Here is a 26,665-nt window from a genome sequence, read left to right on the forward strand (position 1 = left end):
CTGGGCGGACCGTCAGCGCCGGTAGTGGAAGCGCCGGTGGATGAGGCTGAACACCATGGCTCCCAGCCACACCACGAAGAGCACCTTGAAGATCCCGAAGCCGCCGAAGATCAGCCCCAGCAGCAGGAACACGAACAGCACGCCCATGAACGGATGCGGCCCGCGATGGCGCCGCCACGGGTGGTTGCCGCCCTGCTCGCGCCACTGACGGCGCATCTCCCGGCGGGCCTGGTGCATGGAGTGGCGCATGTCATGGTGGGCCTGGTGCATGGACTGCATCTGCCGGCGGTGCGCCGACATCGCCTCCCGCCAGCCGTCCATGTCATGGTGGGGGTCATGGTGGGGGTCATGGTGGGGGTCATGGTGGGGGTCGTAGTGGGGTGCGGGCTCGCGGTAGCCGGGCGCGGGCTGCGGCCCCGGCAGGTCGGCCGTCACTTTTGCCAGGTCACGGGCCGTCTTCGAGGCCAGCGTCTGGTCGAGTCGCTCGTCGAGCTCCTCGTGGGTCAGGCGGCCCTGCGCGAAGTGCTCGCGCAGGACGGCCATCGTCTGCTCACGCTCGGCGTCGCCGATGCGAAGGTCGTGCGAGTCCATACCTGATCCCGAATCCTTCCGGAAGCTCGCGCTCACTCCTCGCCCGGTTCGTCGTCCGCCAGGATCTGGTAGAGCTTGCGCCGGGTCTCTATAAGAGTCTTACGCGCTTCTCGGATTTGTGCGTCGTTCCCGGTCTGCAAAACCTGCATCATGGCGAAGGCCGACTGCCGGGCGATGTGCCAGAGATCGGCGGTGTTGTCGTCGATGTCGGGGCGCATCTCGTCCCACGGGGCCCGGACCTCGTCCGCGTGCGACTCGATGTAGTTGCGCCCCGCCTCGGTGAGGCGGAAGGTCTTGCGGCCCTCGCTCTCCTCCGAGATCACCAGGCCCTCGTCGGTGAGCTGCTGCAGCGCCGGGTAGACGGCGCCGGGGCTGGGCTTCCAGCCGCCCTCGCTGCGCTCGGCGATCTCCTGGATGATCTGGTAGCCGTTGCGCGGCTCCTCCAAGAGCAGGGCCAGGATCGCGGCGCGGACGTCTCCCCGCTTGGCCTTGCGGCCCCGGCCGCCCCAGCCCCGCTGGCCGCCCCACGGCCCGCCGGGGCCGCCCCAGGGGCCGCGCCCCCAGTCGAACGGGAACGGTCCGGGACCGCCGCGCCTGCCGCGCTGGCGGTGCTCGTGATGGTGGCGGCGGCCACCCATGTCGTCGAAGGCCTCGGAAACGGCCCTGAACGCCTCGCGGGCGGCCTGCTTGGCCTCACGGGCCGCCTGCCGGTACTCGTGCGCGCCGGGCCAGTGCCCGCCTGCTGCCTGTGCGGAATCCATTTCTCCCCCTATATCGTGATCTGTTCTCGATGCGTCAACGATATATCGATAGTGTGTCGTTCGCAAGGCCGGTGTGGGAGTGAGCCAGATCACGAAAAAGTTGCGGAATCCGGGAACAGGATTGGGGAAAGGCTCGTTATCTAGAGCAGACGAGGTCGTTCCGCGTCGGCAGGGCTGGGGGGTGCTGTCGCCGCGGAGACGGCCTCGTCTGCGTTTGCGGGGACTTTTCGGGACCGCGCGCCCGCTCCTTCCCGCTCGCGTGCGCGGGGGAGCGGGTCGGCGAGCCGGCCGGCCGCGAACACCGTGCGTGACCACGTATCCCCATGTTTTCGCCAAGTAGCGCGTCGCGGATCGGCCCCAGGCCATCGTGAAGGCCCCGCCAGGCGGGTCCCGGCGCGTAAAGGACTTCTTTGCCGTACAGTCCGGATCATGATGGGGCACACGCACGCGATGACCGGGGCCATCGCCTGGCTGGGGCTGGCGCCGCCCCTCGCCGCACTTCCGTTGCTGAACGAGTCGTCCCGGTTCGTCGAGACGGGAATCATGGCCACCGCGCTCAGTCCGGCGGAGCTGATCGCCGGTGCCCTCATCTGCGCGGGCGCCGCGATGCTGCCCGACCTCGACCATCCGAGCGCGACGATCGCGCAGACGTTCGGGCCGGTCACGTGGGCGCTCAGCAAGGCCGTGAGCTGGATCAGCGGCGGCCACCGCGGGGCGACCCACTCGCTGGTGTTCGCGGTGGCGCTCGGATTCGGGGCCCACTGGCTGGCCAACACCTATCCCATCGGGCGCGACATCATGGTCGTGCTGCTCATCGGCCTGGCCCTGCGGGCGATCGGCGTCGGGATCCCCGGCAACAAGGCGGGCTCCGCGATGATCAACATCGGGCTCACCGCCGGGCTTTACGCCGTCTTCCTCTCGCTCGGCGTGGGCTACGCCTGGCTGGGGCTCGCGGTGGCGATCGGGTGCCTCATCCATGTCGTCGGCGACTGCATGACCGAACGGGGCTGTCCGGTGCTGTGGCCGCTGGGGGCCAAGTTCGTGCTGCCGTGGAAGATCGGCATCAAGACCGGCAAGACGTTCGAGCAGAAGATCCTCGCGCCGATCCTGTCGGTGGTCATCGTCGGCCTGCTGTTCTGGCGGTTGGCGCCCGGTTAACTTGATGTCGAGATAACCTAGGGATATCTTGACGTCGAGACATCCGCCGCGGAGCTCGCCAGTTAGGGTCACCTAACGTGCTGGTCGTGCGAAGAGTGCGGCAGGATTTGGTCTGAGGAAAATGTCTGATGGAGGAGGCGAATCACCGTGTCCGCGAACAGCTTCGGCAGCCGTGACACGCTACGCGTCGGCGACGCGTCGTACGAGATTTTCCGGCTGGATGCCGTCGAGGGCGCCGCACGCCTCCCGTACAGCCTGAAGATCCTGCTGGAAAACCTCCTCCGCACCGAGGACGGCGCGAACATCACCGCCGACCACATCCGGGCGCTGGGTGGCTGGGACCCGAAGGCGGCGCCGAGCGTGGAGATCCAGTTCACGCCCGCGCGCGTCATCATGCAGGACTTCACCGGCGTCCCCTGCGTGGTCGACCTGGCCACCATGCGCGAGGCCGTTCGTGACCTCGGCGGCGACGCGGCCCGCATCAACCCGCTCGCGCCGGCCGAGATGGTCATCGACCACTCGGTCATCGTCGACTTCTTCGGCCACCCCGACGCCTTCCAGCGCAACGTCGAGCGCGAGTACGAGCGCAACCGCGAGCGCTACCAGTTCCTGCGCTGGGGCCAGACGGCCTTCGACGAGTTCAAGGTCGTCCCGCCCGGCACCGGCATCGTCCACCAGGTCAACATCGAGCACCTGGCCCGCGTGGTGATGATCCGCGACGGCAAGGCGTACCCCGACACCTGCGTCGGCACCGACTCCCACACCACCATGGAGAACGGCATCGGCGTCCTGGGCTGGGGCGTCGGCGGCATCGAGGCCGAGGCCGCGATGCTCGGCCAGCCGATCTCCATGCTCATCCCGCGCGTGGTCGGCTTCAAGCTCAACGGCAAGCTGCCCGCCGGGGCCACCGCCACCGACCTGGTGCTCACGATCACCGAGATCCTGCGCAAGCACGGCGTCGTCGGCAAGTTCGTGGAGTTCTACGGCGAGGGCGTCTCGTCCGTGCCGCTGGCCGACCGGGCCACGATCGGCAACATGAGCCCCGAGTTCGGCTCCACCTGCGCGATCTTCCCGATCGACGGCCAGACCGTCGACTACCTGCGCCTGACCGGCCGCTCCGAGGAGCAGATCGCGCTCGTCGAGGCGTACGCCAAGACCCAGGGCCTCTGGCTCGACCCGTCCGCCCCCGAGCTGGTCTTCTCCGAGTACATCGAGCTCGACCTCGGCACCGTCGTGCCGTCCATCGCCGGCCCCAAGCGCCCGCAGGACCGCATCGCGCTGTCGGCCGCCAAGGCCACCTGGCGCCACGACGTCCAGAACTACGTCGAGGACGGCGTCGACGAGGCGGGCCAGGAGACCTTCCCGGCCTCCGACGCGCCCGCCTCCAACGCCCGCGCCAACGGCGGCCGGCCGCACAAGCCGGTGGCGGTCACGCTGGCCGACGGCACCTCGTTCGAGATCGACCACGGCATCGTCTCGATCGCCGCGATCACCTCGTGCACCAACACCTCCAACCCGTACGTCATGCTCGGCGCGGCGCTGCTGGCCCGCAACGCCGTCGAGAAGGGCCTGACCCGCAAGCCGTGGGTCAAGACCTCGCTGGCCCCGGGCTCGCAGGTCGTCACCGGCTACTTCGAGCGCTCGGGGCTCCAGCCGTACCTCGACAAGATCGGCTTCAACCTCGTCGGCTACGGCTGCACCACCTGCATCGGAAACTCGGGCCCGCTGCCGCCCGAGATCTCCGAGGCCGTGCAGGCCAACGACCTCGCGGTCACGGCCGTGCTGTCGGGCAACCGCAACTTCGAGGGCCGCATCAACCCCGACGTCAAGATGAACTACCTGGCCTCGCCGCCGCTCGTGGTGGCGTACGCGCTGGCCGGGACCATGGACGTCGACCTCGACACCGAGCCGCTGGGCCTGGGCAACGACGGCAAGCCCGTCTACCTGAGGGACATCTGGCCGTCGCCGGAGGAGATCTCCGCGGTGGTCAACTCCTCCATCGGGCGTGACATGTTCGAGCGCGACTACGCCGACGTGTTCAAGGGCGACGACCACTGGCGCTCGCTGCCGATCCCGACCGGCGACACGTTCGAGTGGGACCCGTCCTCGACCTACGTGCGCAAGGCTCCCTACTTCGACGGCATGCCGTCGAAGCCGGAGCCCGTCACCGACATCGCCGGCGCCCGCGTGCTGGTCAAGGTCGGCGACTCGGTCACCACCGACCACATCTCGCCGGCCGGCTCCATCAAGACCGGCACCCCGGCCGCGCAATACCTGCAGGCCAACGGGGTCGAGGTGAAGGACTTCAACTCCTACGGCTCGCGGCGCGGCAACCACGAGGTGATGATCCGGGGCACGTTCGCCAACATCCGCCTGCGCAACCAGATCGCGCCGGGCACCGAGGGCGGCTACACCCGCGACTTCACCCAGCCCGACGGGCCGGTGTCGTTCATCTACGACGCCTCGGTCAACTACGCCGCGGCCGAGACGCCGCTGGTGGTGCTGGCGGGCAAGGAGTACGGCTCCGGCTCCTCGCGCGACTGGGCGGCCAAGGGCACGGCGCTGCTGGGCGTGCGCGCGGTCATCGCCGAGTCGTACGAGCGCATCCACCGCTCCAACCTGATCGGCATGGGCGTGCTCCCGCTGCAGTTCCCCGAGGGCGCCACGGCGGAGTCGCTCGGGCTGACCGGCGAGGAGACCTTCGACATCACGGGTGTCGAGGAGCTCAACTCCGGCGGCATCCCGAGCACGGTGCACGTCAAGGCCGGCGAGGTGGAGTTCGACGCAGTGGTGCGCATCGACACGCCGGGTGAGGCCGACTACTACCGACACGGCGGGATCATGCAGTACGTTCTTCGCTCGTTGCTCGCGAAGTGACTTCCCGGGCTCGCGCGCGGTCATGAGCCGCGCGGGGGCCGGGATCCCTTGGCCGCTCGTTGAAGCCGGGGGTGGGGCGTGATCTTCACGCGCCCGTATCGGGGGAACCACCCGACACAAAGAAGAGCCGCCCGGCGGGACAACCCCCGCCGGGCGGCTCTTCGTCATCGGGACATCGTCCGGTAGCGGTGGACGGACAGCGGCAGGAACACCGCGAGGATCGCCAGCGACCAGATCAGGCTCGCGGCCACCGGGTGCTGCAGCGGCCAGGCCGAGGAGACCGAGGTGGGATTGCCGAACAGGCCGCGGGTGGCGGCCGCGACGGCGCTCATGGGGTTCCAGTCGGTGACGGGCTTGAGCCAGGCCGGCAGCCCCTCGGTGGGGACGAACGTGTTGGCCAGGAACGTCATCGGCATCAGCCAGCCGAACGTGGCCGCGTCCGCCTGCCCGCCGCTCTTGACCCACAGGCCGATGTACGTGCCCATCCAGATCATCGCGAACCCGAACAGCGCCAGCAGCCCGAACGCCCCCGCCGTCGCCCCCAGGCTCCCGTGCGCCCGCCACCCGGCCAGCAGCACTCCGGTCAGCACCATGGCGGACAGCGACAGCAGGTGCAGCGACAGGGCGGCCACGCTCCGCCCGACCAGCACGGCGCTGCGGGCGATGGGCTGGGCGCGGAACCTGTCGGTGATCCCGCGGGCCATGTCCTCGGCCACGGTGGTGGCGGCAGAGGTGGCCGTCATGGCCATGACCTGCATGAAGATGCCGGGCATGAGGTAGTCGCGGTAGTCGCCGCCGCCCGGCAGGGTGATCGCGCTGCCGAAGACGTAGCCGAACAGCACGGTCATGATCACGGGGAACACCAGGAATCCCGCGATCTCCGCCGGCTGGGCCTTCAGCCGCGAATAGGTGCGGCCGGCGATGGTGAGGGAGTCGTTCAGGGTCCAGCGCAGCGTCTCGTACATCTCTCCGGCTCCTTCTCAGGCCGTCAGGTGGAGGAAGACCTCGTCGAGGGTCGGCCGCCGCAGCGCCAGGTCCTCCACGGGGATGCCGGCCGCGTCCAGCGCGCCGGCGATGCGGACGAGCGACTGCGCGCCGTCGGCCGCGGGAACGGTCACCTGCCGCCCCTCGGCGCTCTCGATCTCCGGGGCTCCGGCGGCGCGCAGCAGCCGCAGCCCCGCGTCCACGTCCCCCGGCTCCCGGAAGACGACCTGAACCCGGTCGCCGCCGACCTGCCTCTTCAGCTCGGCCGGTGACCCCGCCGCGGCCACCACGCCCTCCCTCAGCACCACGATCTGGTCCGCGAGCCGGTCGGCCTCGTCCAGGTACTGCGTGGTCAGCAGCAGGGTCGTGCCCTCTTTCACCAGGTCGAGCATCAGCTCCCAGAGCTGCATCCGGCTGCGCGGGTCGAGCCCGGTGGTCGGCTCGTCCATGAACAGCACCGGAGGCGACACGATCAGGCTCGCCGCCAGGTCGAGCCGGCGCCGCATGCCCCCCGAATACTCCTTGACCGGCCGCTGTCCCGCCTCGGCCAGCTCGAACCGCTCCAGCAGCTCGACCGCCCTGCGCCGCGCCTCGGCCCTGCTCAGGTGGTAGAGCCGCCCGAACAGCTCCAGGTTGCGCCGCCCGGTCAGCAGCTCGTCGACGGCCGCGTGCTGCCCGGCCAGGCCGATGCGGAAGCGCAGCGGGGCCGCGTCGCGCACGACGTCCAGCCCGGCGACCTCGGCGTGACCCGCGTCGGGGCGCAGGAGCGTGGCGAGGATGCGTACGGCGGTGGTCTTGCCCGCCCCGTTCGGCCCCAGCAGGCCGCAGACGGTGCCGGCCGGCACGTCCAGGTCGATGCCCTTGAGCGCTTCGGTGGCCGCGTACCGCTTCCGTAATCCTTCCGCGTGGATCATGAAGACCCCCTTAACAGCGTTAAATCTAACAGCGTTAAGGATGCATTGAACGTTGTTAAGCTGTCAACCGTGGCACTCGAAAAAAGCACCATCGTCGCGACCGCGCTACGGCTCCTGGACGAGGTCGGGCTCGACGGGCTGACGCTGCGCCGGCTCGCGGGCGAGCTGGGCGTGCAGGCCCCGGCCCTCTACTGGCACTTCAAGAACAAGCAGGAACTGCTGGACGCGATGGCGGCGGCGATGATGTCCGCGCACACGTCCCGCCCCACGCTGACGGAGCCGGGCAAGTGGCGGGAGTGGGTCGCCGGCTACGCGCACGCCGACCGCGCGATGCTCAACTCCTATCGCGACGGGGTCAAGCTGGTGGCGGGCACCCGGCCGTCGTCGGAGCTGTTCGCCGTGGTGGAGCGGGCGCTGGAGGGGCTGGAGGCGGCGGGGTTCGGCGCCGGGGACGCGGCGCGGGGGCTGTTCACGGTGAGCGGGTACGTGGCCGGCTTCGTGCTGGAGGAGCAGGCCGACCGGACGCGTACGGACGAGGAGCGCGGCATGCCGGACATGGAGGAGTTCCAGGCGGCCTATCCGCGGCTGATGGCGGGCCTGGCGGAGGTGGGCGACCCGCAGGGCGACCTGTCGTTCGAAAGCGGGCTGCAGCTGATCCTCGACGGGATGGGGCTGCGCCTGAAGGCTCAGGACACCTTGGCGGCGGGCGCGGACCAGGTGTCGCAGGCGGAGGGGGAGACGGCGCGGTAGCCGCGCTGGAGCCAGTAGACACGGGTGGCGCCCTTGCCGTGGCTGCGGTGGCCGTCCTCGTCGCCGCCGGCCCGGGTGGCGTCGAGCAGCGCCGCCCAGTCGTCCTTGCCGCGCCGCAGCGACCCCCACACGCTGCCGAGGAACACCCCGGACAGGCAGTCGGCCTGCAGTTCGAAGCGCCGCTTCAGCTCGCCCTGGCGGTCGGCCGGGATCTTCGCCTTGTACTGCCGCCAGACGCCGAGCCGGCTCTGCAGGTGGTGCCCGTACTCGTGGGCGGCCACCTTGAACGGATAGAGATCGGTCCTGTCCTCGATCCACCGGCCGCTGAGGGGGAACACCAGCGTGCCGCGCTCCATGCAGTAGAAGGCCGCCGCCTGCTCGGGCCACGGCACCCCGCACACGGTGCTCTCGGGCTCCTCGTAGTACCGCACGACGGGCTTGCCGAACGCCCATCCGGCCCGCCCGAAGTAAGCACCCCACGACGTGTCCAGACATTTCACGACTGCTGCGAGGTACTGCCGGGCCCGCGGGATCCCCCCGTACGTGATCGCCGTCTCGGGACAGGCGGTGTCACGCAGCTTCCCGGCCTTCTTGGCGAACGGGCTGGTGACGGGGGCGGCGTGGGCGGTCTGAGCGGGCACGCAGACGGCCGCGAGGACCGCGACGAGGGCGAGGACGCGCGTGAGCGGGAGGGACTGCACGGAGGGCAGCTTAACGATCGGCGGGAGCGTCTCGAGCTCGGTCACTCCCGCAGGGGAGAACGGCGACAGAGAGTGAAGGTGATTGACTCTCGCCCATGACTGATGCGGCATTGGTGCTGATTGTTGGCGGTTTGGCGGTCTTCGTTGGGGCGCTTGTCCAAGGTGGTGTGGGTTTCGGTCTCGGACTGGTCGCCGCTCCCGTGCTCACCATGCTCGACCCCGACCTCATGCCCGGCGCCATCCAGGTCGTCAACGTGACGCTCCCGCTGTTCACGCTGGCCGCCGAATGGCGGACGGTGGACTGGCGCGGGCTAGGGTTCGCGGTGCTGGGGAGGCTGCCCGGGAGTGTCATCGGCGCAGTCATCGTGGTCTACGTTTCGGCATACGCCAGAGGCGTCTTCGTCGCGGTCATGGTGCTCGTCGCGGTGGCCCTGACGGCCAGGGCGCTGAGCGTGCCGCGCAACGGGGTGACGCTCGCCTCCGCCGGGTTCATCTCCGGGATCACCGGAACGGCGACCGGCATCGGCGGGCCGCCCATGGCGCTGGTGTACCAGCACGCCAAGGGGCCGCAGATCAGGGCGACGCTGGCGATGTTCTTCTTCCTGAGCGCCGCCCAGTCGCTGGTCATCCTCGCCGTCGTGGATGAGCTCCCGGCCCGGGCGCTGACGACGGGGGCGATCCTGATCGTGCCGATGGTGCTCGGCTTCCTGGTGTCGGGGCCGCTGCGGAGGTATCTCGACGGCGGCAAGGTGCGGGTGGCCGTGCTCGTGGTGGCCGCCGCCTCCGCCTTGGCGCTGCTCGCGCAGAACGTGATCGCGCAGCTCGCCTGAGACCGTGAGGCTGTGGGCGGTGGATGGCGGATGCGACGGATCCAGCTCGCCGGCTGCCTCGCGATTCGGCCTCGGCCCAGCGGAAGATGCCGATCGACATGGTGCTGCGCTCCTGGGCGGCGCGGAGCGCGTAGACCTCGGCGCGGGCGGTGTGGACGGCCCTGTCCTCCGGGGCGGCGTCGCCGGCGAGCTGGGCGAGGTGGCAGGCCAGCCGGTGGTCGCCGGCGCGTGACAGCTCCAGTGCGCGGTCGGCGAGGACCTGGGGGCCGCCGCTGAGCGCGGCCATCCAGCGGAGGGCGGCGGCCCAGTCGACGGGGTAGCGCTGCACCTTCTGCGGGTTGCCGGCGTTCGGGGCGACGCCGAGGAACAGGTCGCCGGGGAAGAGGATCCGCTGCCGGGGAAGCCAGCCGACCACGTGGTCGTCGGTCTCGCCCCGGTGGTGGGTGAGTTCGAGGCGGAGACCACCGGCCTCGACCACATGGGCGTCGGAGAAGGTGACGTCCGGTTCCCGGAATTCGGTCGGCCAGACGAGGCCCGGCATGCGGAACTGGCGTCGGTTGATGACCGTGTTGTAGCCCTGCGTGCCGGCGTAGCGCCGAAAGCGCGCGAGTACGTTGTCGTGCGCGATCACCTCCGGGCGAGGCACGCCGCAGGCGTCGGCGGCGGCGTCGAAGGGGCCGAGTCCGCCGACGTGGTCGACGTGACCGTGGGAGTAGACGGCGTGGGTGACCGGCCCGGAGTCCCACGCGGTCACCTGCTCGTGCAGCTTGTCGGCGAGCAGCTTGACGCCGGTGTCGAAGAGTACGGGTCCGTGCTCGTGCCGGAGGGCGAAGGCGTGCCCGAAGCCGGGCACCATCAGCACCCCGTCGGCGACCTCCTCGGCGTCGGTCACGGTGGGTTCCGTCATGGAGGCCGGCTCGCGCCGGCCGGCTCACATCTCATCGGCCAGCTTGAGAATCGAGGAGGTCATGACGGGTCCTTTCGACGGGGTGCCGGGCGGCCTTCGGGCGTGGCGGCCATCACGTGGTGGTCCGGTGCGGCGCCGGTGGCGTACGGACCCCGCCGCACGGCCCGGCGTACGACCACGACGGTGAAGGCGGCCATCGCCGGCAGCGACGGCTTGCAGAACAGCGCGCTGACCAGCGTGAGTCCGACGAGTGAGTTCGCCGCGTAGAGGTAGCCGAGCGGCACGAGGTGGCTCACCCAGAGCACGGCCCAGCCTGCGGTCAGGCGGACGTGGCGGCGCCGGGCGGCCGGATCGCCGGCCGTCCGGGACGGCTCCACCCCGGCTTTGCGGCAGACCGCTTCGGTGAGCGGCCGCCCGATCAGCAGCGAGCCGGCGCACGCCACCAGGCCGGCGGCGTTGACGACGAGTTCGGGGAGGTAGAACGCACGCCCTTCGCCGAAGGCGATGGCGCTCAGGCTGTGGAAGGCCACGATCGTGGTCGACAGCGTTACGACGGCCAGGGAGTCGCCGCGGTGCCTGCGGATCGCGCCGACCACCAGAGCGACCAGCAGCGCGACGACCGCACCCCACTCAGGGCCGTTACCGGACTCGACGATCAGGAATGCCGCGGGTGCGGCGAGCGCGTCGACGATGTGCCGTACGACGTCGGCCACGCGGCGTGGCGGACCGGGAAACGGGTTGCGTGCCTTGTCTGTGCCGGGCTCGGTCATCGGCGCCTGCTCTCATACGATCCGCCAGCTGTAAGTGACACATTGATCAATAACGCTTGACACATCACAACTGATGAAATCATCATTTGTCAAAGGGTCGCGACGACAGGAGCCAGCCAGATGACCACTACCGTGACGCTGACCGGCACCGGCGTGCCTTTCCCGAGCCCGGATCGCGCCGGACCCGGCGTGCTCGTGAGTCACGGCGATGTCCACCTCCAGATCGACGCCGGGCGCTCCACAGTGATGCGGCTGGCCCAGGCAGGGATCGGCCCGTACCAGCTGTCCGCTCTTCTGCTCACGCATCTGCACAGCGACCACGTCAGCGACGTCGCCGACCTGGTGCACGCCCGGTGGGTGCAGGACCACATGCACGGCACCGGCCCCCTCCCCGTGGTGGCGGTCGACGGGCACGCGCCCGGGTTCGTACGGCGCGTGCTGGCGGCCAACGAGTACGACGTCGCCGTGCGCGTACAGCATGTGCAGGACGGACCGCCTGAGGTGATCGGCCACTGGTTCGACCTCCCCGGCGCCCCGGCCGAGGTCTGGCGCAGCCCCTGCGGCCGGGTCGGCGTCGAGGCCGTACGGGTGCGGCACGAGCCGGTCGAGCAGGCCGTCGGCTACCGGGTGACGACGCCGGACGCCGTGGTCGTCGTCTCCGGCGATACGCGGGTCTGCGACGAGGTCGCAGAGCTGTCTGCCGGCGCCGACGTCCTGGTCCATGAGGCGTGCCGGAGCTCGGCGTTGGCGGAGCTCGTGAAAGGGACGCGCTTCGAGACCATCTTCGGTTACCACGCCGACACCGTGGCGCTGGGTGCGATGGCCGAGCGCGCCGGCGTGCCGCACCTGGTGCTGACGCATCTGATCCCCGCTCCGATGACGCCGGAGCAGGTGGCCGAGTTCGAGGACGAGGTGCGTCAAGGCGGGTTCGAGGGGCGGGTGTCGGTCGGGCACGACCTGCTGTCGGTCACGGTCGGCGACGCCGCCGAGGTGTGACGGCCGTCGCGACCGGTCCATGGAAAAGGGAGTTTCGCCGATGATGGAGATCCAGATACCGGCCGGTGCGGCTGAGCCGGCAGACGTCCACCACGGGCTGCACAGCGAGCTCGGCGCACTGCGCGGGGAGCATCCGGGAAGGGCCCGCAACCCGGTGATCAAGGTGGTGGAGCTCGGATGGCTGGAGTTCGTCAAGCCCGACCTTGACCGGGCCGAGCGGTTCGCCCGCGACTTCGGGTTTGTGGTGCACTCGCGCACGCCGGACCGGCTCAGCCTGCGCGGTACCTGGTCGGCGCTGCCATGTCTGGTCATCCGCCGCGGCCGCCATGCCCGCTTCGTCGGGCCGACGTTCGTCGCCGATTCCGTCGCCGACGTGCGGCGGCTGGCCCGCTGGGCGGGCGCCAACGTGCTCCCGCTCCAGGGTGGTCAGGGCGTCCAGCTGAGAGACCCGAGCGGTTTCCCGGTGCGGGTCATCGCCGGCATGGATCGGCCTCCGGCGCTGGCCGAGCGTGAGCCGCTCGACCTCAACGTCGGCACGAAGCCGGTCCGGCTCAACGCCGCCCAGCGGCCCCCGCGGGCCGCGGCACAGGTGCAGCGGCTCGGGCACGTCGTACTGGAGACGACGAAGTTCCGGCACGCGCTGGAGTGGTATCTCGAGGCGCTCGGGCTGATCGTGAGCGACTTCCTCTTCCTCGACGAACTCCGCGAGCGCGGGCCCACGATGGCCTTCCTGCGCTGCGACCTCGGGTCCGTGCCGGCCGACCACCACACGCTGGCCATGCACCTCGGGCCACGCGTCGGCTACGTGCACTCGGCCTACCAGGTCACCGACCTCGACGCGGTGGCCGCGGGCGGCGAGCACCTCGCCGCGCGGGGCTACCGCCGCGTGTGGGGCATCGGCCGGCACATCCAGGGCAGCCAGATCTTCGACTACTGGCGCGACCCCGACCGGATGATGGTCGAGCACTATGCCGACGGTGATCTCTTCGACAGCTCTCTGGACCCCGGCTGGGCGCCGATGAGCGCCAGCGGGCTCGCCCAGTGGGGCCCGCCCGTAACCCGCGACTTCCTGGGCGGCAAGCCCAGCCCCGGCATGATCTCCGCCCTCCTCAAGGCGCTACGCGACGAGGCCAACGAAATCGACAAAGACGTGCTGAAGGCACTGGCGAAAGCGATGGCGGCATGAGTGTCAACGTGGCTCGTACCGAAAACGGCTGGTGGGTCGAGCGCGGCGGCCGGCTGACCCGGATCCTGACCGACGCGGTCACCACCCGCGAACTCCTCGCCGACCGCCCGGCGGTCGACAAGGCCGCGAGCGCACCCGACCCCGAGGGCCCCCTGCTCGCGGACGTCGACCTGCTCTCCCCGGTCACCGCGCCGGCCCGAGTGATCGCCCAGATGGTCAACTACCGCAGCCACGCGCACGACTCCGGCTTCAACCCGGACGCCGTGCCGCCGGCCTTCTTCCGCAAGTCGTCCGGCTCGGTCTGCGGGCCCACCGACGACATCCGGTGCCCGGAGCACGTCCGGCTCCTCGACTACGAGGTCGAGCTGGGCCTGGTGATCGGGCATCGGATCGACGTCGGCGAGGCGGTGGCCGAGGACGAGCTCGCCGACGTCGTCGCGGGCATCGTCGTCGCCAATGACATCAGCGCCCGCGACATCCAGCTGACCCGGACGCAGTTCTACGAGTCGAAGTCCTACCCGACCTTCACCCCGGTCGGCCCGTTCCTCACCCTCGTCGACGGCGAGGAACTGGCCGGACTGGAGCGGCTGCGGCTGACGCTGAGCGTCAACGGAGAGCTCCGCCAGAACAGCACCGTCGCCGACATGATCGTCAAGCCCGCCCGCGCGCTCACCCTGCTCGCCCGCTTCCAGGCCCTCGACCCCGGCGACCTGCTGCTCACCGGAACGCCGGGCGGCACCGCCCTCAAGTCCCCGGGACCTGTCGCCGAGAAGATCGGAGCGCTGCTGCCCCCTGCGGTGAAGTGGAAGGCGTTCTTCAGGCGGCAGGCCGGCAACCCGGACTACCTGAAGGACGGCGACGTGATCGCCGCGACCATCGCCGACCCCGTACGCGGTATCGACCTCGGCCAGCAGTCCAACGTCGTGCGCGGACGGGCGCGAAGGACCGCCCGGTGACGCCGGGTTCGGCGGCCGGTCTGCCCCCGCTGACCTCGGTGGCCGACCTCCACGAGATCGAGCGGGTCCCGCTCGCCGACCGCGACCTCGCGCTCACGACGTACGACCTGCTCGTGCGGGCCGCGCAGCGGTGGCCCGACGCGCCGCACTCGGTGTGGATTCCCGACGCGACCGCGATCGAGGACCACGTGACGGTGACCTTCGGCGGACTGCGCGACCGCGTGCACGCGATCGCCCACGCACTGCACGGGCTGGGGATCGGGCGCGAGGACGCGGTCACGCTGATGGCCCCCAACTGCAGCGACCTCCTCGCGGCCACACTGGCGGCCGAGGCCGTCGGGATCGCGGCCCCCGTCAACGCCGCGCTCGACGTGCGCCACGTCGCGCACATCGTGCGCCTGACCGGCTCCCGGGTCCTGGTCGCCGCCGGTCCCGAGCTGGACGAGGCGCTGTGGAAACGGCTCCTGGACGGCGTCCGCGACTTCGGGATCGAGGTCCTCGTCGCATTGTCGCCCGACGGCGCCGACCGGGCAGCGGCGCCCGCGCTGGAGGCCCGCACGGGACTGCGCACCGTACGCCTCGACGACCTGGTGGCCGACGGGCCGGCCGCGTCCGCCGGACTCCCGGCCGCGCCGCCGGCGCCCGGCGACCTCGCGGCGTTCTTCCACACCGGGGGCACCACCGGCACCCCCAAGGTGGCCGCGCACACCCACCGCAACCAGGCGGTGATGGCGTGGAGCCTCGCGGTCGCGGGCGGCTCCGGCGAGGGTCAGGGCATCGTCGCCGGCCTGCCGCTGTTCCACGTCAACGCGCTGCTGGTGACCGCCGTCGCACCGCTGGTGTCCGGCGCGCGGTCCATCTGGCCGGGCCCGCTGGGCTATCGCGACCCGAAGCTGTACTCCGGGTTCTGGCGACTGGTCGAGCACTACCGGCCCCGCGCCATGTCGGCGGTGCCGACCGTCTACGCCTACCTCTCCGCCATACCGGTCGACGCCGACATCAGCTCTCTCGAACTCCCGGTCGTCGGCGCCGCGCCGCTGCCGGACAGCGTGCGGCGGATGTTCGCCGAGACGACGGGGCTGCAACTGCTCGAGGGCTACGGCCTCACCGAGGCCACCTGTGCGTCGTCGGTGACCCTGCCGGGCGACGTACGCCCCGGCTCGGTCGGACAACGACTGCCCTACCAGACGCTGGTGGCCGCGAAGGTCGACGAGGCGAGCGGCACGGTACGGCCGTTGCCCGCAGGCGAGACGGGCGAGCTGATGATCGGCGGCCCGACCGTGTTCGCGGGGTATCTGCGGCGCGACGGCAACCGAAGACGGGTGTCCGCCGACGGCGTGGTCGACGGCCGGCTGCGCACGGGCGACCTCGGCTTCGTACGCGACGAGCGGATCCATCTCCGCGGCCGGTCGAAGGATTTGATCATCCGCGGCGGCCACAACATCGACCCTGCCGTCATCGAGGACGCCCTGCTCAGCCACCCCGCCGTGGCCGCCGCCGGTGCCGTCGGCCGGCCCGACCGCACCTCCGGCGAGGTCCCGGTGGCATTCGTCGCGCTCTCCGCCGCCGGGATCACGGTGGAGGAACTGATGGCCTGGGTCACCGAGCACATCAGCGAACCGGCCGCGCGCCCGAAGTCGATCACCGTGCTCGACGCGATCCCGGTCACCGAGATCGGCAAGCCGTTCAAGCCCGCGCTGCGCGAGGCGGCGGCCGCCCGGCACTTCCGTGCCGAGCTCGCCGAGCACGGCATCGGCGGTGTCGAGATCGGCGTCCGCCACGAGGCCGGGCGACTGGTCGTGCGGCTGACCGGCGACGCCGGGGCCGAGGCGGCCGCGGTGCTGCGGGACTACAACGTCGACATACGCATGGGCGCCGAGGAGGCGGAGCAGTGACCACGAAGGGTCTCGACACGCCGGCGGGCCAATGGGACGTGATCGTGATCGGCGGCGGTCCCACCGGCCTGACGGCGGCGACCCTGCTCCACCAGTACGGATGCCGGGTCGCGGTCGTCGAGCGCCACCATGACATCTATCCGCTCCCCAGGGCCGTCCACGTCGACGACGAGGTGTACCGGATACTCCACCAGGTCGGGATCGGCGAGGAGTTCGCCGCGCACACCCGTCCCGCGGCCGGGCTGCGGCTCGTCGACGGGCGCCACCGTGAGCTGGCCACCTTCTCCCGCGAGCGGAGGACGGCCGCGGGGCTTCCTCGGGCCAACATGTTCGACCAGCCGGTCCTGGAGCGCCTGCTGCGCGACAACCTCGAGCGCCTGCCGGAGGTGACCATCCTCGGCGGCCACGAGCTGCTCCGCTTCGACATCGGCACCGACGGGATAACCGCCCACGTGGGCGGGCCGGACGGCGCGACGGCCGAGCTGCGGGCCCCGTACCTCATCGGCTGCGACGGCGCCAACAGCACCGTCCGCGGACAACTCGCCATCGACAGCGACGATCTGGGCTTCGAGCAACGCTGGCTGGTCGTCGATGTCCGCTGCGAGCTGGGTCTCGATGCCTGGGACGGCGTGCACCAGGTGTGCGACCGGCACCGGGCCGGCACGTACATGCGCATCGGGCCGGACCGCTACCGCTGGGAGTTCCAGCTGCTGGACGGAGAGAGCGCCGACGACTACGACGGCATCCCGGCGCTGCGCCGGCTCATCGACCCGTGGGTCCGCGGCATCCCGGACGGCCGTCTGGAACTGCTGAAGTGCCGGGAGTACACCTTCCGGGCCCGCGTCGCCCGCCGCTGGCGCGCGGGCCCGGTCTTCATCGCCGGCGACGCCGCCCATGTCACGCCGCCGTTCATCGGCCAGGGCCTGTGCGCCGGGCTCCGCGACGCGCACAACCTCGCCTGGAAGCTGGCCGCGGAGCTGCGCGGGCGCGTGGCGCCGGGGCTCCTCGACTCGTACGAGGCCGAACGCCGGCCGCACGCCACGGCGATGATCAAACAGGCGAAGACCGTCGGCCGGCTGATGACCGGCGGCGGCCGCGCCGCCGAGCTGGTGCGCGGACGCCTCCTGCCCGTCCTCGCCCACTCCCGGACGGCCCGGCGGGTCGTGCTGGACACCGGCAGCCCGCCGCTCACACCCGGCCCCCGAGTCCAGCGGCGCACCCCCCGCAGCGTACGGGGCGCGCTCCTCCCGCTCGTGCACCTGCCGGGCCCGGACGGAGAATCCGTACTGGTCGACCGAGTCCTCGGCGACCGCACAGCGGTCGTCGCGCTCCCCGGCACCGATATCGCGGCCGTCCCCGACGCCCTGCCATCGGCCTGGCTGACCGTCGATCCGGAGGGCGGCGAAGGCGAACGGTTCCTCGCACGCTGGCTGCGGAACGCCGGCGTCGCCTGGGTCAGCGTCGACCCCGACCGCGTGATCAAGGCTGCGGGACCGTCCGGGGTGCTGCGATGAGTAACGGGACGCTCGCCCCGGCTACGATTCCGACCATGCCGGAACAGCAACCGTCGCGTGGAGAGAGGCGCAAGCTGCGCACCCGAAGGGCGCTGATCGAGGCCGCGCAGGAGATCTACGCCGAGCGCGGTGACTTCGAGGTCAGCATCCAGCAGATCACAGATGCCGCCGACGTCGGTTTCGGTACGTTCTACAATCACTTCTCGTCCAAGGCCGAACTGCTCGACGCGGCGATCGCCGAGGCGCTCGAGACCCACGCCGCCTGGCTGGAGCAGCTGCTCGCCGACGTCGACGACCCGGCCGTGGTCTTCGCGACGTCGATGCGACTCACCGGCCGGCTCGTCCGCACCCGCCCCCGGCTGGCGCAGGTGATGCTGAACAGCAGGGGTGCGCTGCTGGAAGCGCCGTACGGCCATGCGGTGCACGCCCGCAACGACATCGAGGCGGCCATCTCCGCCGGCCGCTTCGTCATCGACGACGTCGGGGTCGCGCTCGCCTGCACCGCGGGGTGCCTGATCGCCACGATGCACCTCTGCTTCACCGACCCGAAGGCCTCGGTCGACGACGTCGCCGACCAGACCGTGCTCAACGTCCTGCGGATGTTCGGCATGGCCGAATCGGAGGCCCGCCGCATCGTGGCACTGCCGCTCCCGGCCGACGAGCCTCCGCCCGCATCGATCTGATCGACGGGACGCACCGGCGCAACTCAGGGGTCATGAGGTTGCGTGATGCGTTCGAGCCATCGCCGCAGGAGGGCGGTCTCGGCCGGTTCGAGGGCCTCGGTCCCGACGAGATCGAGTTGCGCGTGAAGGCGTAGTGCGGCGGCGCGCACGGGGTCGGCGTCGTTGTGAGCGGTCGTTTCGGTGAGTACGTACGAAAATACGGCGTCTCGCATGCGGTGGGACAGTGCGGGGTCATCGAACAGGGCCGGTCTGGAGATGTGGTCGAGGGCGGTCCCGACGTTCGCCGACAGGATGAGCTGAGCGCCGGTCCGCGGCGCGACCGTCAACGCGCCCGCCGCCGCGCACCGGGTGAGCGCCGCCACCAGCAGGTCCATCACGCGATCCCGCGCCGTTGAGTGGGACCACGGCCGGGGAGTGAACATGAGCTGGTAGAGGGCCGGGTTCTCCTTCGCGAACGCCATGTGACCGTCCCAGCCGGCGTGCAGATCGGCGACCGGGTCGTGCGTCTGCTCCTGAGCGGCCTTGATCGCGGCGTACCGCTCGTACCCGTGGTCGGCGACGGCGTCGAGAAGCCCGTGCTTGTCACCGAACAACCGGTAGAGCACGGGCTGGCTCACGCCGACCGCCTCGCAGACCGCGCGCGTGGCGATCTCGTGGTTCGCGGACGTCGCCAGTTGCCGCACCGCGGCTTCGATCATCGCCGTGCGAAGCGGGTCTGTCGCTGCCATGGAATCAATGCTACTGCCATTCGATAGCGGTGATACGGATCTGTGCTATGGTCACTCCGTAGCATCGATATGGAAGAAACGTATCGAAGATAAGGAGCTTCCGTGAGTGATCAGCATGTTGCCGTCGTCGCCGGCGGCTCTCGCGGGATAGGCAAGGCGATCGCGATGGCGCTGGCGGCGCGAGGCTGCCCGGTCGCGGTGGGGTTCCAAGGGTCGGCCTCCGCCGCGGCGCAGGTGGTCGAGAAGATCACGGCGTCCGGCGGCCGGGCGATCCCGGTTCAGGCCGACGTGGCGGACGAGCACGCCGTCGCGGCGATGTTCGACACGGTGGAGAAGGCCTTCGGCGGGGTCGATGTGGTCGTCAACTCGGCGGGGCGGCTGTCGCTGTCCCCCATCGCCGAGCTCGACCTCGACGACCTGGACGCCCTGCACCGTACCAACATTCGCGGCGCCTTCGTCATGGCGCGGGAGGCCGCGCGTCGCGTGCGCGCCGGTGGCGCGATCGTCACCCTTTCCACCTCCGTGGTCGGTCTGCAGTTCCCGAACTACGGGGCGTACGCCGCCAGCAAGGGGGCCGTCGAGGCGATGACGCTCGTGCTCGCCCGCGAGTTGCGAGGGCGGGACATCACGGTCAACGCGGTCGCGCCCGGCCCGACCGCCACCGAGCTGTTCCTCGACGGCAAGGACGAGGCCACCGTCGAACGGCTCGCCAAGCAGCCGCCGCTGGAGCGGCTCGGCACCCCCGAGGACATCGCCGAGGTCGTCGCCTTCCTGGCGAGCCCGGCGGGGCACTGGGTCAACGGGCAGGTCGTACGCGCGAACGGCGGGATCATCTGACGACCGCCGCCCACCGCCTCCGTGCCGAGTTCTACCAACCCTCTGAATCCCCTGTACGAAAGGAAACCGGCATGCCGTTCGCCAACCTCAAGGTGCCCGCCGACACCCTGACCCCCGAGTCCAAGAAGAAGCTCATCGACGCCGTCACCGACGCCGTCACCGACGCCTACGCCGACGTCTACGGAGAACGAGCCCGCGCCACCACCCTGGTCCTCCTGGAGGAGGTTCCGGACGGCGGCTGGGGCCTGGGCGGCAATATCCTCACCGCTGAAATGCTCGGCCGAAGCTGACCCGTCCGGGGCCGGGCCGGACATCCCACCCGGCCCGGCCCCGGCCCAGTCCCGAGGCCCGGCACTCGACCGCCGATCCCGCAACGCCCGCTGGTGGGCAGAACGGCGCGAACTGGCCGACTGAAGCGCTCAGTCACAGGACCGGAGCCCCCGAAGATTCCGGTGACGTTTCTGGATTGTTACCCGAAACAACAAACTCCCGGCCCACAGGGTCTTCCAAAGCAGGCCATCCCGGAATACGTTGCCGCAAACAACATTCATCCGGGCGCCTCCGGAAGAAAGGACCCTGCACCATGCGCAAGGGGATCCTCAGCCTGACCGCCGCGGCAGCCACGCTCGCCCTCGGTCTCACCGCCTGCGGGGGCAACAGCGGTCAGAACACGACGTCGACCTCGTCGACCGCGTCGGCCACGGCCTCAGCGGCGAAGGCCGGGAAGATCGGCGTCATCCTGCCGGACAGCAAGTCCTCGGCCCGGTGGGAGACGGCGGACCGCAAATACCTCGAAGAGGCGTTCAAGGCCGCCGGTGTCCAGTACGACATCCAGAACGCACAGAACGACAAGACGGCGTTCCAGACCATCGCCGACCAGATGATCACCAACGGCGCCACCGTCCTGATGATCGTGAACCTGGACAGCGGGAGCGGCAAGGCGGTCATCGAAAAGGCCAAGTCCCAGGGCGTGGCCACGATCGACTACGACCGGCTGACGCTCGGCGGCGGCGCCGCGTACTACGTCAGCTTCGACAACACCAAGGTCGGCACCCTGCAGGGCGAGGGCCTGAGCAAGTGCCTGACCGACAAGAAGGCCAGCAAGCCCATCGTGGCCTACCTGAACGGCTCGCCGACGGACAACAACGCCACGCTGTTCAAGCAGGGGTACGACGGGGTGCTCAAGCCCAAGTTCGACGCCGGCGAGTACACCAAGGGCCCCGACCAGGCCGTGCCCGACTGGGACAACACCCAGGCCGGCACGATCTTCGAGCAGATGCTCACCCAGCAGCCGAAGATCGCCGGCGTGCTGGCCGCCAACGACGGCCTCGGCAACGCCGCCATCACCGTGCTGAAGAAGCAGAACCTCAACGGCAAGGTGCCGGTCACCGGTCAGGACGCCACCGTCCAGGGCCTGCAGAACATCCTCGCGGGTGACCAGTGCATGACCGTCTACAAGGCCGTCAAGAAGGAGGCCGACGCGGCGGCCAAGCTCGCGGTGGCGCTGGCCAAGGGTGAGAAGCCCACGGCGAGCGGCAGCGTCAAGGACCCCGAGAGCGGCCAGGACGTCCCTTCGGAGCTGCTCGAGCCGCAGGCCATCTACCTCGACAACGTCAAGGACGTGGTGGCCGACGGTTACGTGACCAAGGAGGAACTGTGCACGGGTGACTTCGCCAAGAAGTGCACCGAGGCCGGTATTCAATAAGACCAAAGGGGGCGCGGCCGGACCGGTCGTGCCCCCTTTTAGGGAGCCCCATGACCCCCCTCCTTGAAGTGCGCGGGATCGACAAGAGCTTCGGCCCGGTGAAGGTGCTGCACAAGGTCGAGTTCGAAGCGTACGCCGGCGAGGTGACGGCCCTGGTCGGAGACAACGGCGCGGGCAAGTCGACCCTGGTCAAGTGCATCGGCGGCATCTATCCGATCGACGCCGGCGAGATCCTGTTCGACGGCAGGCAGGTGCACGTCCACAGCCCTCGCGACGCGGGCGAGCTCGGGATCGAGATCGTGTACCAGGACCTGGCCCTGTGCGACAACCTCGACATCGTCCAGAACATGTTCCTCGGCAGGGAGCGCAAGAACGGGCTCCTGCTCGACGAGGACAGCATGGAGGAACTGGCCGAGAAGACCCTCAGCGGCCTGTCCGTACGCACGGTGAAGTCCATCCGGCAGCAGGTCTCCAGCCTGTCCGGCGGGCAGCGGCAGACCGTGGCCATCGCCAAGGCCGTGCTGTGGAACAGCAAGGTCGTCATCCTCGACGAGCCGACCGCGGCGCTGGGCGTGGCCCAGACCGCGCAGGTGCTGGAACTGGTGCGCAGGCTGGCCGACACCGGCCTGGCCGTCGTGCTCATCTCGCACAACATGAACGACGTCTTCGCCGTCTCCGACCGGATCGCGGCGCTCTACCTCGGCAGGATGGCCGCCCAGGTCAAGACCGCCGACTTGACGCACGCCCAGGTCGTCGAACTGATCACCTCAGGCCGCAGCGGGGAACTCGGCCTCAAGAACGGGGTCACCCCATGAGCAAGGTCAAAGAACTCCCGGGCGAGGCCATCGTCGCCGCGACGCAGTCGCCGTCGATCGGCAACAGCTTCCTCGCCTACGTCGAGCGGGTACGCGGCGGCGACATGGGCGCGCTGCCCGCCGTGCTGGGGCTGGTCGTGCTCTGCACGGTCTTCGCCGTCGCCCGCCCCGCCTTCGTCACCTCGATCAACTTCGCCAACCTCTTCACCCAGGGCGCCGCGATCACGCTGATCGCGATGGGCCTGGTGTTCGTGCTGCTGCTCGGCGAGATCGACCTGTCCGCCGGCTTCGCCAGCGGCGTGTGTGCGGCGGTGCTGGCCGTCACGCTCACCAGCCTGGGCCTGCCCTGGTACGTGTGCGCGCTGGCCGCCATCGTCACCGGCGTGATCATCGGCACGGTGCTCGGCACACTCGTCGCCAAGGTCGGGATCCCGTCGTTCGTGGTCACGCTGGCCGCCTTCCTCGCCTTCCAGGGCCTGGTCCTGGTGCTGGTCCAGGAGGGCACGAACATCTCCATCCGCGACAGCATGATCGTCGCCATCGCCAACAAGAACCTGCCGCCCTGGCTGGGCTGGGTGCTCTACGCGGCCAGTGTGGCGGTCTACGCCGCCGTCCAGCTCCTGCGGGCCAGGAAGCGCACCAAGCGCGGGCTGGTGGCCGACCCGATGTCGCTGATCGCCGCCCGCGTGGGCGCGCTGGCGGTGCTGGCCGGGCTCGCGGTCTACGTGCTCAACCTTGAGCGCAGCCGCAACCCGGCGCTGGTCTCGCTCACCGGCGTGCCGATCGTGGTGCCGATCATCCTGGTGCTGCTGGTCGCGTGGACGATGGTGCTGCGCCGTACCGCGTTCGGACGCCACATCTACGCGGTCGGCGGCAACACCGAGGCCGCGCGCCGGGCCGGCATCCCGGTCGACCGGATCAGGATCAGCGCGTTCGTGATCTGCTCCTCGATGGCCGCGATCGGCGGGATCGTGGCCGCGTCCAGGGCCAGCTCGGTCGACCCGAACACGGGCGGCAGCTCCGTCCTGCTGTACGCGGTCGGCGCGGCGGTCATCGGCGGCACGAGCCTGTTCGGCGGCAAGGGCAGGGTGCTGGACGCCGTGCTCGGCGGCGCCGTGGTGGCGGTCATCGAGAACGGCATGGGTCTGATGGGGTACGGGGCCAGTGTGAAGTACCTGGTCACGGGGTCCGTCCTGCTGCTCGCCGCGGGCGTCGACGCCCTGGCCCGCAAACGGGCGTCGGCCGCTGGTCTAAGGTGATCAGCGACTCTCAGCCCCCGAAGGAATACCAGACGATGCGTGCCGGCCCTTCCCAAGAGGACATCAGGCGCCACAATCTCGGCGCGCTGCTTCGCCATGTCCATCTGGGCGGGCCGATCTCGCGCGCCGAGCTGACCTCGAGGATGGGGCTCAACCGCAGCACGATCATGGCGCTGACCTCGGACCTCACCGCGGCCGGGCTGGTGCGCGAGGAGCTGCCCCGCGAGACGGGCCGGGCGGGACGGCCCTCGCTCGTGGTGCGGCCGGAGTCGGCCCGGGTCTACGTGTTCGCGTTCGACGTGGGCCCTGACCGGCTGGCGGTGGCCCGCGTGGGGCTGGGCGGGGTGATCCTCGACCGCCGTGAGACGACCCGCGAGCGCGGCAAGTTCGAGCTGGACGAGCTGACCGGGGTGCTGTCCGGCTTCGCCCGGCAGATGCGGCGCAAGACCAGGGACGACACCGTCTGCGTGGGCGCGGCGGCGGCCGTGTCCGGCGGCGTGCGCAAGGCCGACGGCGTGGTGCGGTTCTCGCCCAACCTGCTGGCCGAGGAGATCCCGTTCGGCGAGGAGCTGGGCCGCCGGCTCGGCCTCGGGCTGCCGGTCAGCGTGGGCAACGACGCCAACCTGGCCGCCCTCGCCGAGCACAGCCGGGGCGTCGGCGCCGCCGTCAGGGACCTCATCTACCTGCACGGCGACGTGGGCATCGGCGGCGGCATCATCGCGGGCGGCCATCTGCTCGGCGGCCACGACGGCTACGGCGGCGAGGTCGGCCACATGGTCGTCAACCCCGGCGGGCGCGCCTGCGGCTGCGGGTCCCACGGGTGCCTGGAGGCGGAGGTGGGGGAGCGGGCGCTGCTGGAGGCCGCGGGCCGCATCGGCCCCGGGCAGCACGGACGCGACGCGGTGCGCGCCGTGGTGGAGGCCGCCGACCGGGGCGACATCGAGGCGCAGGACGCGCTCAAGAAGGTCGGCGACTGGCTCGGCCTCGGCGTGGCGAACCTGGTCAACATCTTCAACCCCGAGATGGTCATCTTCGGGGGCATCCTCCGGGAGATCTACCTGGGGTCCGCCGCGCGGGTGCGTTCCCAGCTCGCGCTGCACGCGATGGCGCCGCAACGGGAGCGGCTGCGGCTGCGCACGGCGTCGCTCAAGGACGCCGCCCCGCTGGTGGGCGCGGCCGAGCTGGCCTTCGCCAACGTCCTCGCCGACCCCCTGGAGGTCCTCGCCCGCGCCACCGCCTAGACCCCCGTCCTAGACCCCCGTCAGCCGACCTTCGACTTGGCGGCCGTCCAGGTGTTGCAGAAGCCCGTGGCCCCGCCGCGGTAGCCGCGCTCCTGCCAGAAGGCGAGGTTGCGGGGCTTGCCGTGGATCTCGCTCTCGTCGGCCCTGCGCACCGCGTCGATCCAGTCGTCCCACTCGATCCCCGGCCTGATCGACTTCAGCGTGGCGCTGTACAGGACGCCGGCGAAGCACTCGGCCTGCATCTCCAGCCGGTGGCTCAGCAGGGTCCGCGCGCTGCCGGACGCCTGCCAGGACAGCGCGTTCTGCGCGTCCAGCACCCCGATGAGCTGCTGCACGTGGTGTCCCCACTCGTGGGCGACGGAGTGCGCGATGTTCATCCTGAAGGGGTCGCGCAGGTCGTGCTTCATGATGCGGATGGCGATCGTGCGCTGCTCGGGGCAGTACTGCGCGCCGTTGCTGGTGATCTCCCCGCAGACGGAGTCGCTCCCCGTCGTGATCGTGACCTCGGGCGGCGCGTACGGCAGCCGGGCCTGCGCGAACCGCCCGGCCCAGAAGCGGTCGGCGCATCCGGCCATCGCCCGGTAGAACGTCTTGAGCGAGGCGACGCTGCCCGGACGGATCTCCGGGACCTCGCAGGTCTGCGCGACCACGTCCCCGCCCATCTCTCCCAGAAGGCCGGCCTGCGCGATACGCGACGCCGCCCAGGCCGGCCCAGAAAAATGCCCGGAGAACAGCAGTAGACCCGCGACCATGCCCGCTAAGAGGGATATGCGCACGATCGCGGATCTTAGAGGAGTTTTACGACACTTGGGACTTCGGAGCCTTCCAGGTGTTGCAGCCGCCGGCCGACTCGGTGTCGAAGCCGCGCTTGAGCCAGGCGCCGGTGTTCTTGGCGTTGCCGTGCGTCTTCTCGCCCCAGTTGTCGACCTTCACGCCGATGGCGGACAGGTCGAGGCCGGTGCCGCCGTTCCTGACCCAGTAGGTGAAGTCGGTTTCCTGGCGGCCGAGCGAGTGCCAGACGCTGCCGGTGAACACGCCGGCCAGGCACTCCGCCTGCAGTTCGAACCGCCGCGACTCGTCGAGCACCCGCGCCGCGTTCTTGCCGGTGTACCGAGTCTGGGCGCCGAACATGCCCGTGAGCTGCTGGACGTGGTGGCCGTACTCGTGGGCCAGGACCAGCATCAGGATGAGGTCGGTCGGCTCTTCGACGAGGTTGGCGCTGGCGAAAAAGGTGATCTTCTTGTTGGTCGAGCAGTACAGGGCCTGCACGCCGCCCTCGGGGAACTTGCCGCAGCCGGTCTGCGCGCCGGGCTTGGCGATCACCTGCATGGTGGGCTTGGTGAACTTGAAGCCCGCCTTCTTCACCTTGGGCTCCCAGGCGGCGTTGAGGCAGTCGAGCACGACGTTCAGGTAGCCCTTGACCTCCTCCAGGCTGCCGGACTGCACCTTCGGCTCCTCGCACGTGTCGAAGCCGAGCTTGCCCGTCTTGTAGATCGGGCTTTTCGCCAGTACAGGCTTGTATGCCGGCGCAGCGGTGGCCGCGTGGGCCGTTCCGGCGAAGAGCAGGCTCGCCATCGCGCCTGCCATAAGCGCCAATCGGGGGATAC

General features: G+C 70.4%; 25 protein-coding genes and 1 pseudogene. 16 read left to right on the forward strand and 10 right to left on the reverse strand.

Going from position 1 to position 26,665, the window contains the following annotated elements; genetic code table 11:
• Positions 1-12: 12 nt before the first annotated feature.
• The gene (locus tag ACIHFD_RS01660) at positions 13-591 is read right to left on the reverse strand and encodes a DUF1707 domain-containing protein (protein WP_397365119.1); all 579 of its coding nucleotides are present in this window, start codon (positions 589-591) and stop codon (positions 13-15) included.
• A gap of 32 nt (positions 592-623) precedes the next feature.
• Entirely contained in the window at positions 624-1,352 is a 729-nt protein-coding gene (locus tag ACIHFD_RS01665; protein ID WP_355194435.1) for a PadR family transcriptional regulator, read from the reverse strand.
• A 429-nt stretch (positions 1,353-1,781) separates the two neighbouring features.
• Between ACIHFD_RS01665 and ACIHFD_RS01670 the strand changes: the two genes are divergently transcribed.
• Both ACIHFD_RS01670 and acnA read left to right on the forward strand, forming a co-directional pair.
• Positions 1,782-2,510, forward strand: a complete 729-nt coding sequence (locus ACIHFD_RS01670; RefSeq protein ID WP_397365120.1) for a metal-dependent hydrolase — start codon at positions 1,782-1,784, stop codon at positions 2,508-2,510.
• A 147-nt stretch (positions 2,511-2,657) separates the two neighbouring features.
• Positions 2,658-5,387 carry an aconitate hydratase AcnA gene (acnA, locus tag ACIHFD_RS01675; protein WP_397365121.1) on the forward strand — a complete coding sequence of 910 codons (2,730 nt, stop codon included), beginning with the start codon at positions 2,658-2,660 and terminating at the stop codon, positions 5,385-5,387.
• A 164-nt stretch (positions 5,388-5,551) separates the two neighbouring features.
• Here the strand turns inward: acnA and ACIHFD_RS01680 are convergent, their stop codons facing one another.
• Positions 5,552-6,352, reverse strand: coding sequence for an ABC transporter permease (locus ACIHFD_RS01680; RefSeq protein WP_397365122.1), 801 nt, complete (start codon positions 6,350-6,352; stop codon positions 5,552-5,554).
• Between the two features lie 15 nt (positions 6,353-6,367).
• Positions 6,368-7,285 carry an ATP-binding cassette domain-containing protein gene (locus ACIHFD_RS01685; protein WP_397365123.1) on the reverse strand — a complete coding sequence of 306 codons (918 nt, stop codon included), beginning with the start codon at positions 7,283-7,285 and terminating at the stop codon, positions 6,368-6,370.
• Positions 7,286-7,354: 69 nt separating this feature from the next.
• On the opposite strand from ACIHFD_RS01685, the gene ACIHFD_RS01690 reads away from it, so the two are divergent.
• Positions 7,355-8,035 (forward strand): TetR/AcrR family transcriptional regulator C-terminal domain-containing protein, encoded by a 681-nt coding sequence (locus ACIHFD_RS01690; protein WP_397365124.1) that lies wholly within the window; start codon positions 7,355-7,357, stop codon positions 8,033-8,035.
• On the opposite strand, the gene ACIHFD_RS01695 is transcribed toward ACIHFD_RS01690, so the two are convergent.
• Positions 7,972-8,781: a neutral zinc metallopeptidase gene (locus ACIHFD_RS01695; RefSeq protein WP_397365125.1), complete on the reverse strand. Its 810-nt coding sequence runs from the start codon at positions 8,779-8,781 to the stop codon at positions 7,972-7,974. The two genes, ACIHFD_RS01690 and ACIHFD_RS01695, sit on opposite strands and share 64 nt — an antisense overlap.
• A 122-nt stretch (positions 8,782-8,903) precedes the next feature.
• Between ACIHFD_RS01695 and ACIHFD_RS01700 the strand changes: the two genes are divergently transcribed.
• Positions 8,904-9,566: a sulfite exporter TauE/SafE family protein gene (locus ACIHFD_RS01700; protein ID WP_397365126.1), complete on the forward strand. Its 663-nt coding sequence runs from the start codon at positions 8,904-8,906 to the stop codon at positions 9,564-9,566.
• Between the two features lie 70 nt (positions 9,567-9,636).
• On the opposite strand, the pseudogene ACIHFD_RS01705 reads toward ACIHFD_RS01700, so the two are convergent.
• Both ACIHFD_RS01705 and ACIHFD_RS01710 read right to left on the reverse strand, forming a co-directional pair.
• Positions 9,637-10,473: pseudogene (locus ACIHFD_RS01705) on the reverse strand (MBL fold metallo-hydrolase); the annotation flags it as partial.
• Between the two features lie 59 nt (positions 10,474-10,532).
• Positions 10,533-11,243 carry a DUF3159 domain-containing protein gene (locus ACIHFD_RS01710; RefSeq protein WP_397365127.1) on the reverse strand — a complete coding sequence of 237 codons (711 nt, stop codon included), beginning with the start codon at positions 11,241-11,243 and terminating at the stop codon, positions 10,533-10,535.
• A 120-nt stretch (positions 11,244-11,363) separates the two neighbouring features.
• Between ACIHFD_RS01710 and ACIHFD_RS01715 the strand changes: the two genes are divergently transcribed.
• The 6 genes from ACIHFD_RS01715 to ACIHFD_RS01740 are packed head-to-tail and all read left to right on the forward strand — an operon-like array spanning position 11,364 to position 18,473.
• A complete protein-coding gene (locus ACIHFD_RS01715) occupies positions 11,364-12,239 on the forward strand; it encodes an MBL fold metallo-hydrolase (protein WP_397365128.1) in 876 nt (291 codons plus the stop codon).
• A gap of 40 nt (positions 12,240-12,279) precedes the next feature.
• Positions 12,280-13,425, forward strand: a complete 1,146-nt coding sequence (locus ACIHFD_RS01720; protein ID WP_397365129.1) for a VOC family protein — start codon at positions 12,280-12,282, stop codon at positions 13,423-13,425.
• A gap of 8 nt (positions 13,426-13,433) precedes the next feature.
• Entirely contained in the window at positions 13,434-14,381 is a 948-nt protein-coding gene (locus tag ACIHFD_RS01725) for a fumarylacetoacetate hydrolase family protein (RefSeq protein WP_397365130.1), read from the forward strand.
• Positions 14,378-16,276, forward strand: a complete 1,899-nt coding sequence (locus tag ACIHFD_RS01730; RefSeq protein WP_397365131.1) for an acyl-CoA synthetase — start codon at positions 14,378-14,380, stop codon at positions 16,274-16,276. The genes ACIHFD_RS01725 and ACIHFD_RS01730 overlap by 4 nt, the downstream gene beginning before the upstream one ends.
• Positions 16,273-17,790, forward strand: coding sequence for a bifunctional 3-(3-hydroxy-phenyl)propionate/3-hydroxycinnamic acid hydroxylase (locus ACIHFD_RS01735; RefSeq protein WP_397365132.1), 1,518 nt, complete (start codon positions 16,273-16,275; stop codon positions 17,788-17,790). The genes ACIHFD_RS01730 and ACIHFD_RS01735 overlap by 4 nt, the downstream gene beginning before the upstream one ends.
• Positions 17,791-17,825: 35 nt before the next feature.
• Entirely contained in the window at positions 17,826-18,473 is a 648-nt protein-coding gene (locus ACIHFD_RS01740; protein ID WP_397365133.1) for a TetR/AcrR family transcriptional regulator, read from the forward strand.
• Between the two features lie 23 nt (positions 18,474-18,496).
• On the opposite strand, the gene ACIHFD_RS01745 is transcribed toward ACIHFD_RS01740, so the two are convergent.
• On the reverse strand, positions 18,497-19,201 hold the full coding sequence (locus ACIHFD_RS01745) for a TetR/AcrR family transcriptional regulator (RefSeq protein ID WP_397365134.1): 705 nt from the start codon (positions 19,199-19,201) through the stop codon (positions 18,497-18,499).
• Between the two features lie 102 nt (positions 19,202-19,303).
• Between ACIHFD_RS01745 and ACIHFD_RS01750 the strand changes: the two genes are divergently transcribed.
• From ACIHFD_RS01750 to ACIHFD_RS01775, 6 genes are all read left to right on the forward strand, one after another.
• Positions 19,304-20,038, forward strand: a complete 735-nt coding sequence (locus tag ACIHFD_RS01750) for an SDR family oxidoreductase (RefSeq protein WP_397365135.1) — start codon at positions 19,304-19,306, stop codon at positions 20,036-20,038.
• A 71-nt stretch (positions 20,039-20,109) separates the two neighbouring features.
• A complete protein-coding gene (locus tag ACIHFD_RS01755; RefSeq protein ID WP_397365136.1) occupies positions 20,110-20,328 on the forward strand; it encodes a tautomerase family protein in 219 nt (72 codons plus the stop codon).
• A 293-nt stretch (positions 20,329-20,621) separates the two neighbouring features.
• Positions 20,622-21,743 carry a sugar ABC transporter substrate-binding protein gene (locus ACIHFD_RS01760; RefSeq protein WP_397365137.1) on the forward strand — a complete coding sequence of 374 codons (1,122 nt, stop codon included), beginning with the start codon at positions 20,622-20,624 and terminating at the stop codon, positions 21,741-21,743.
• 50 nt (positions 21,744-21,793) lie between these two features.
• Entirely contained in the window at positions 21,794-22,558 is a 765-nt protein-coding gene (locus ACIHFD_RS01765) for an ATP-binding cassette domain-containing protein (RefSeq protein WP_350722794.1), read from the forward strand.
• Positions 22,555-23,817, forward strand: a complete 1,263-nt coding sequence (locus ACIHFD_RS01770; RefSeq protein WP_363965870.1) for an ABC transporter permease — start codon at positions 22,555-22,557, stop codon at positions 23,815-23,817. The genes ACIHFD_RS01765 and ACIHFD_RS01770 overlap by 4 nt, the downstream gene beginning before the upstream one ends.
• A gap of 35 nt (positions 23,818-23,852) precedes the next feature.
• Positions 23,853-25,058: an ROK family transcriptional regulator gene (locus ACIHFD_RS01775; RefSeq protein ID WP_350722790.1), complete on the forward strand. Its 1,206-nt coding sequence runs from the start codon at positions 23,853-23,855 to the stop codon at positions 25,056-25,058.
• Between the two features lie 20 nt (positions 25,059-25,078).
• On the opposite strand, the gene ACIHFD_RS01780 is transcribed toward ACIHFD_RS01775, so the two are convergent.
• Entirely contained in the window at positions 25,079-25,834 is a 756-nt protein-coding gene (locus tag ACIHFD_RS01780) for a neutral zinc metallopeptidase (RefSeq protein WP_350722789.1), read from the reverse strand.
• Positions 25,835-25,856: 22 nt separating this feature from the next.
• The gene (locus tag ACIHFD_RS01785; protein WP_397365138.1) at positions 25,857-26,633 is read right to left on the reverse strand and encodes a neutral zinc metallopeptidase; all 777 of its coding nucleotides are present in this window, start codon (positions 26,631-26,633) and stop codon (positions 25,857-25,859) included.
• Positions 26,634-26,665: the final 32 nt, after the last annotated feature.

It is taken from the genome of Nonomuraea sp. NPDC051941, assembly GCF_044593615.1.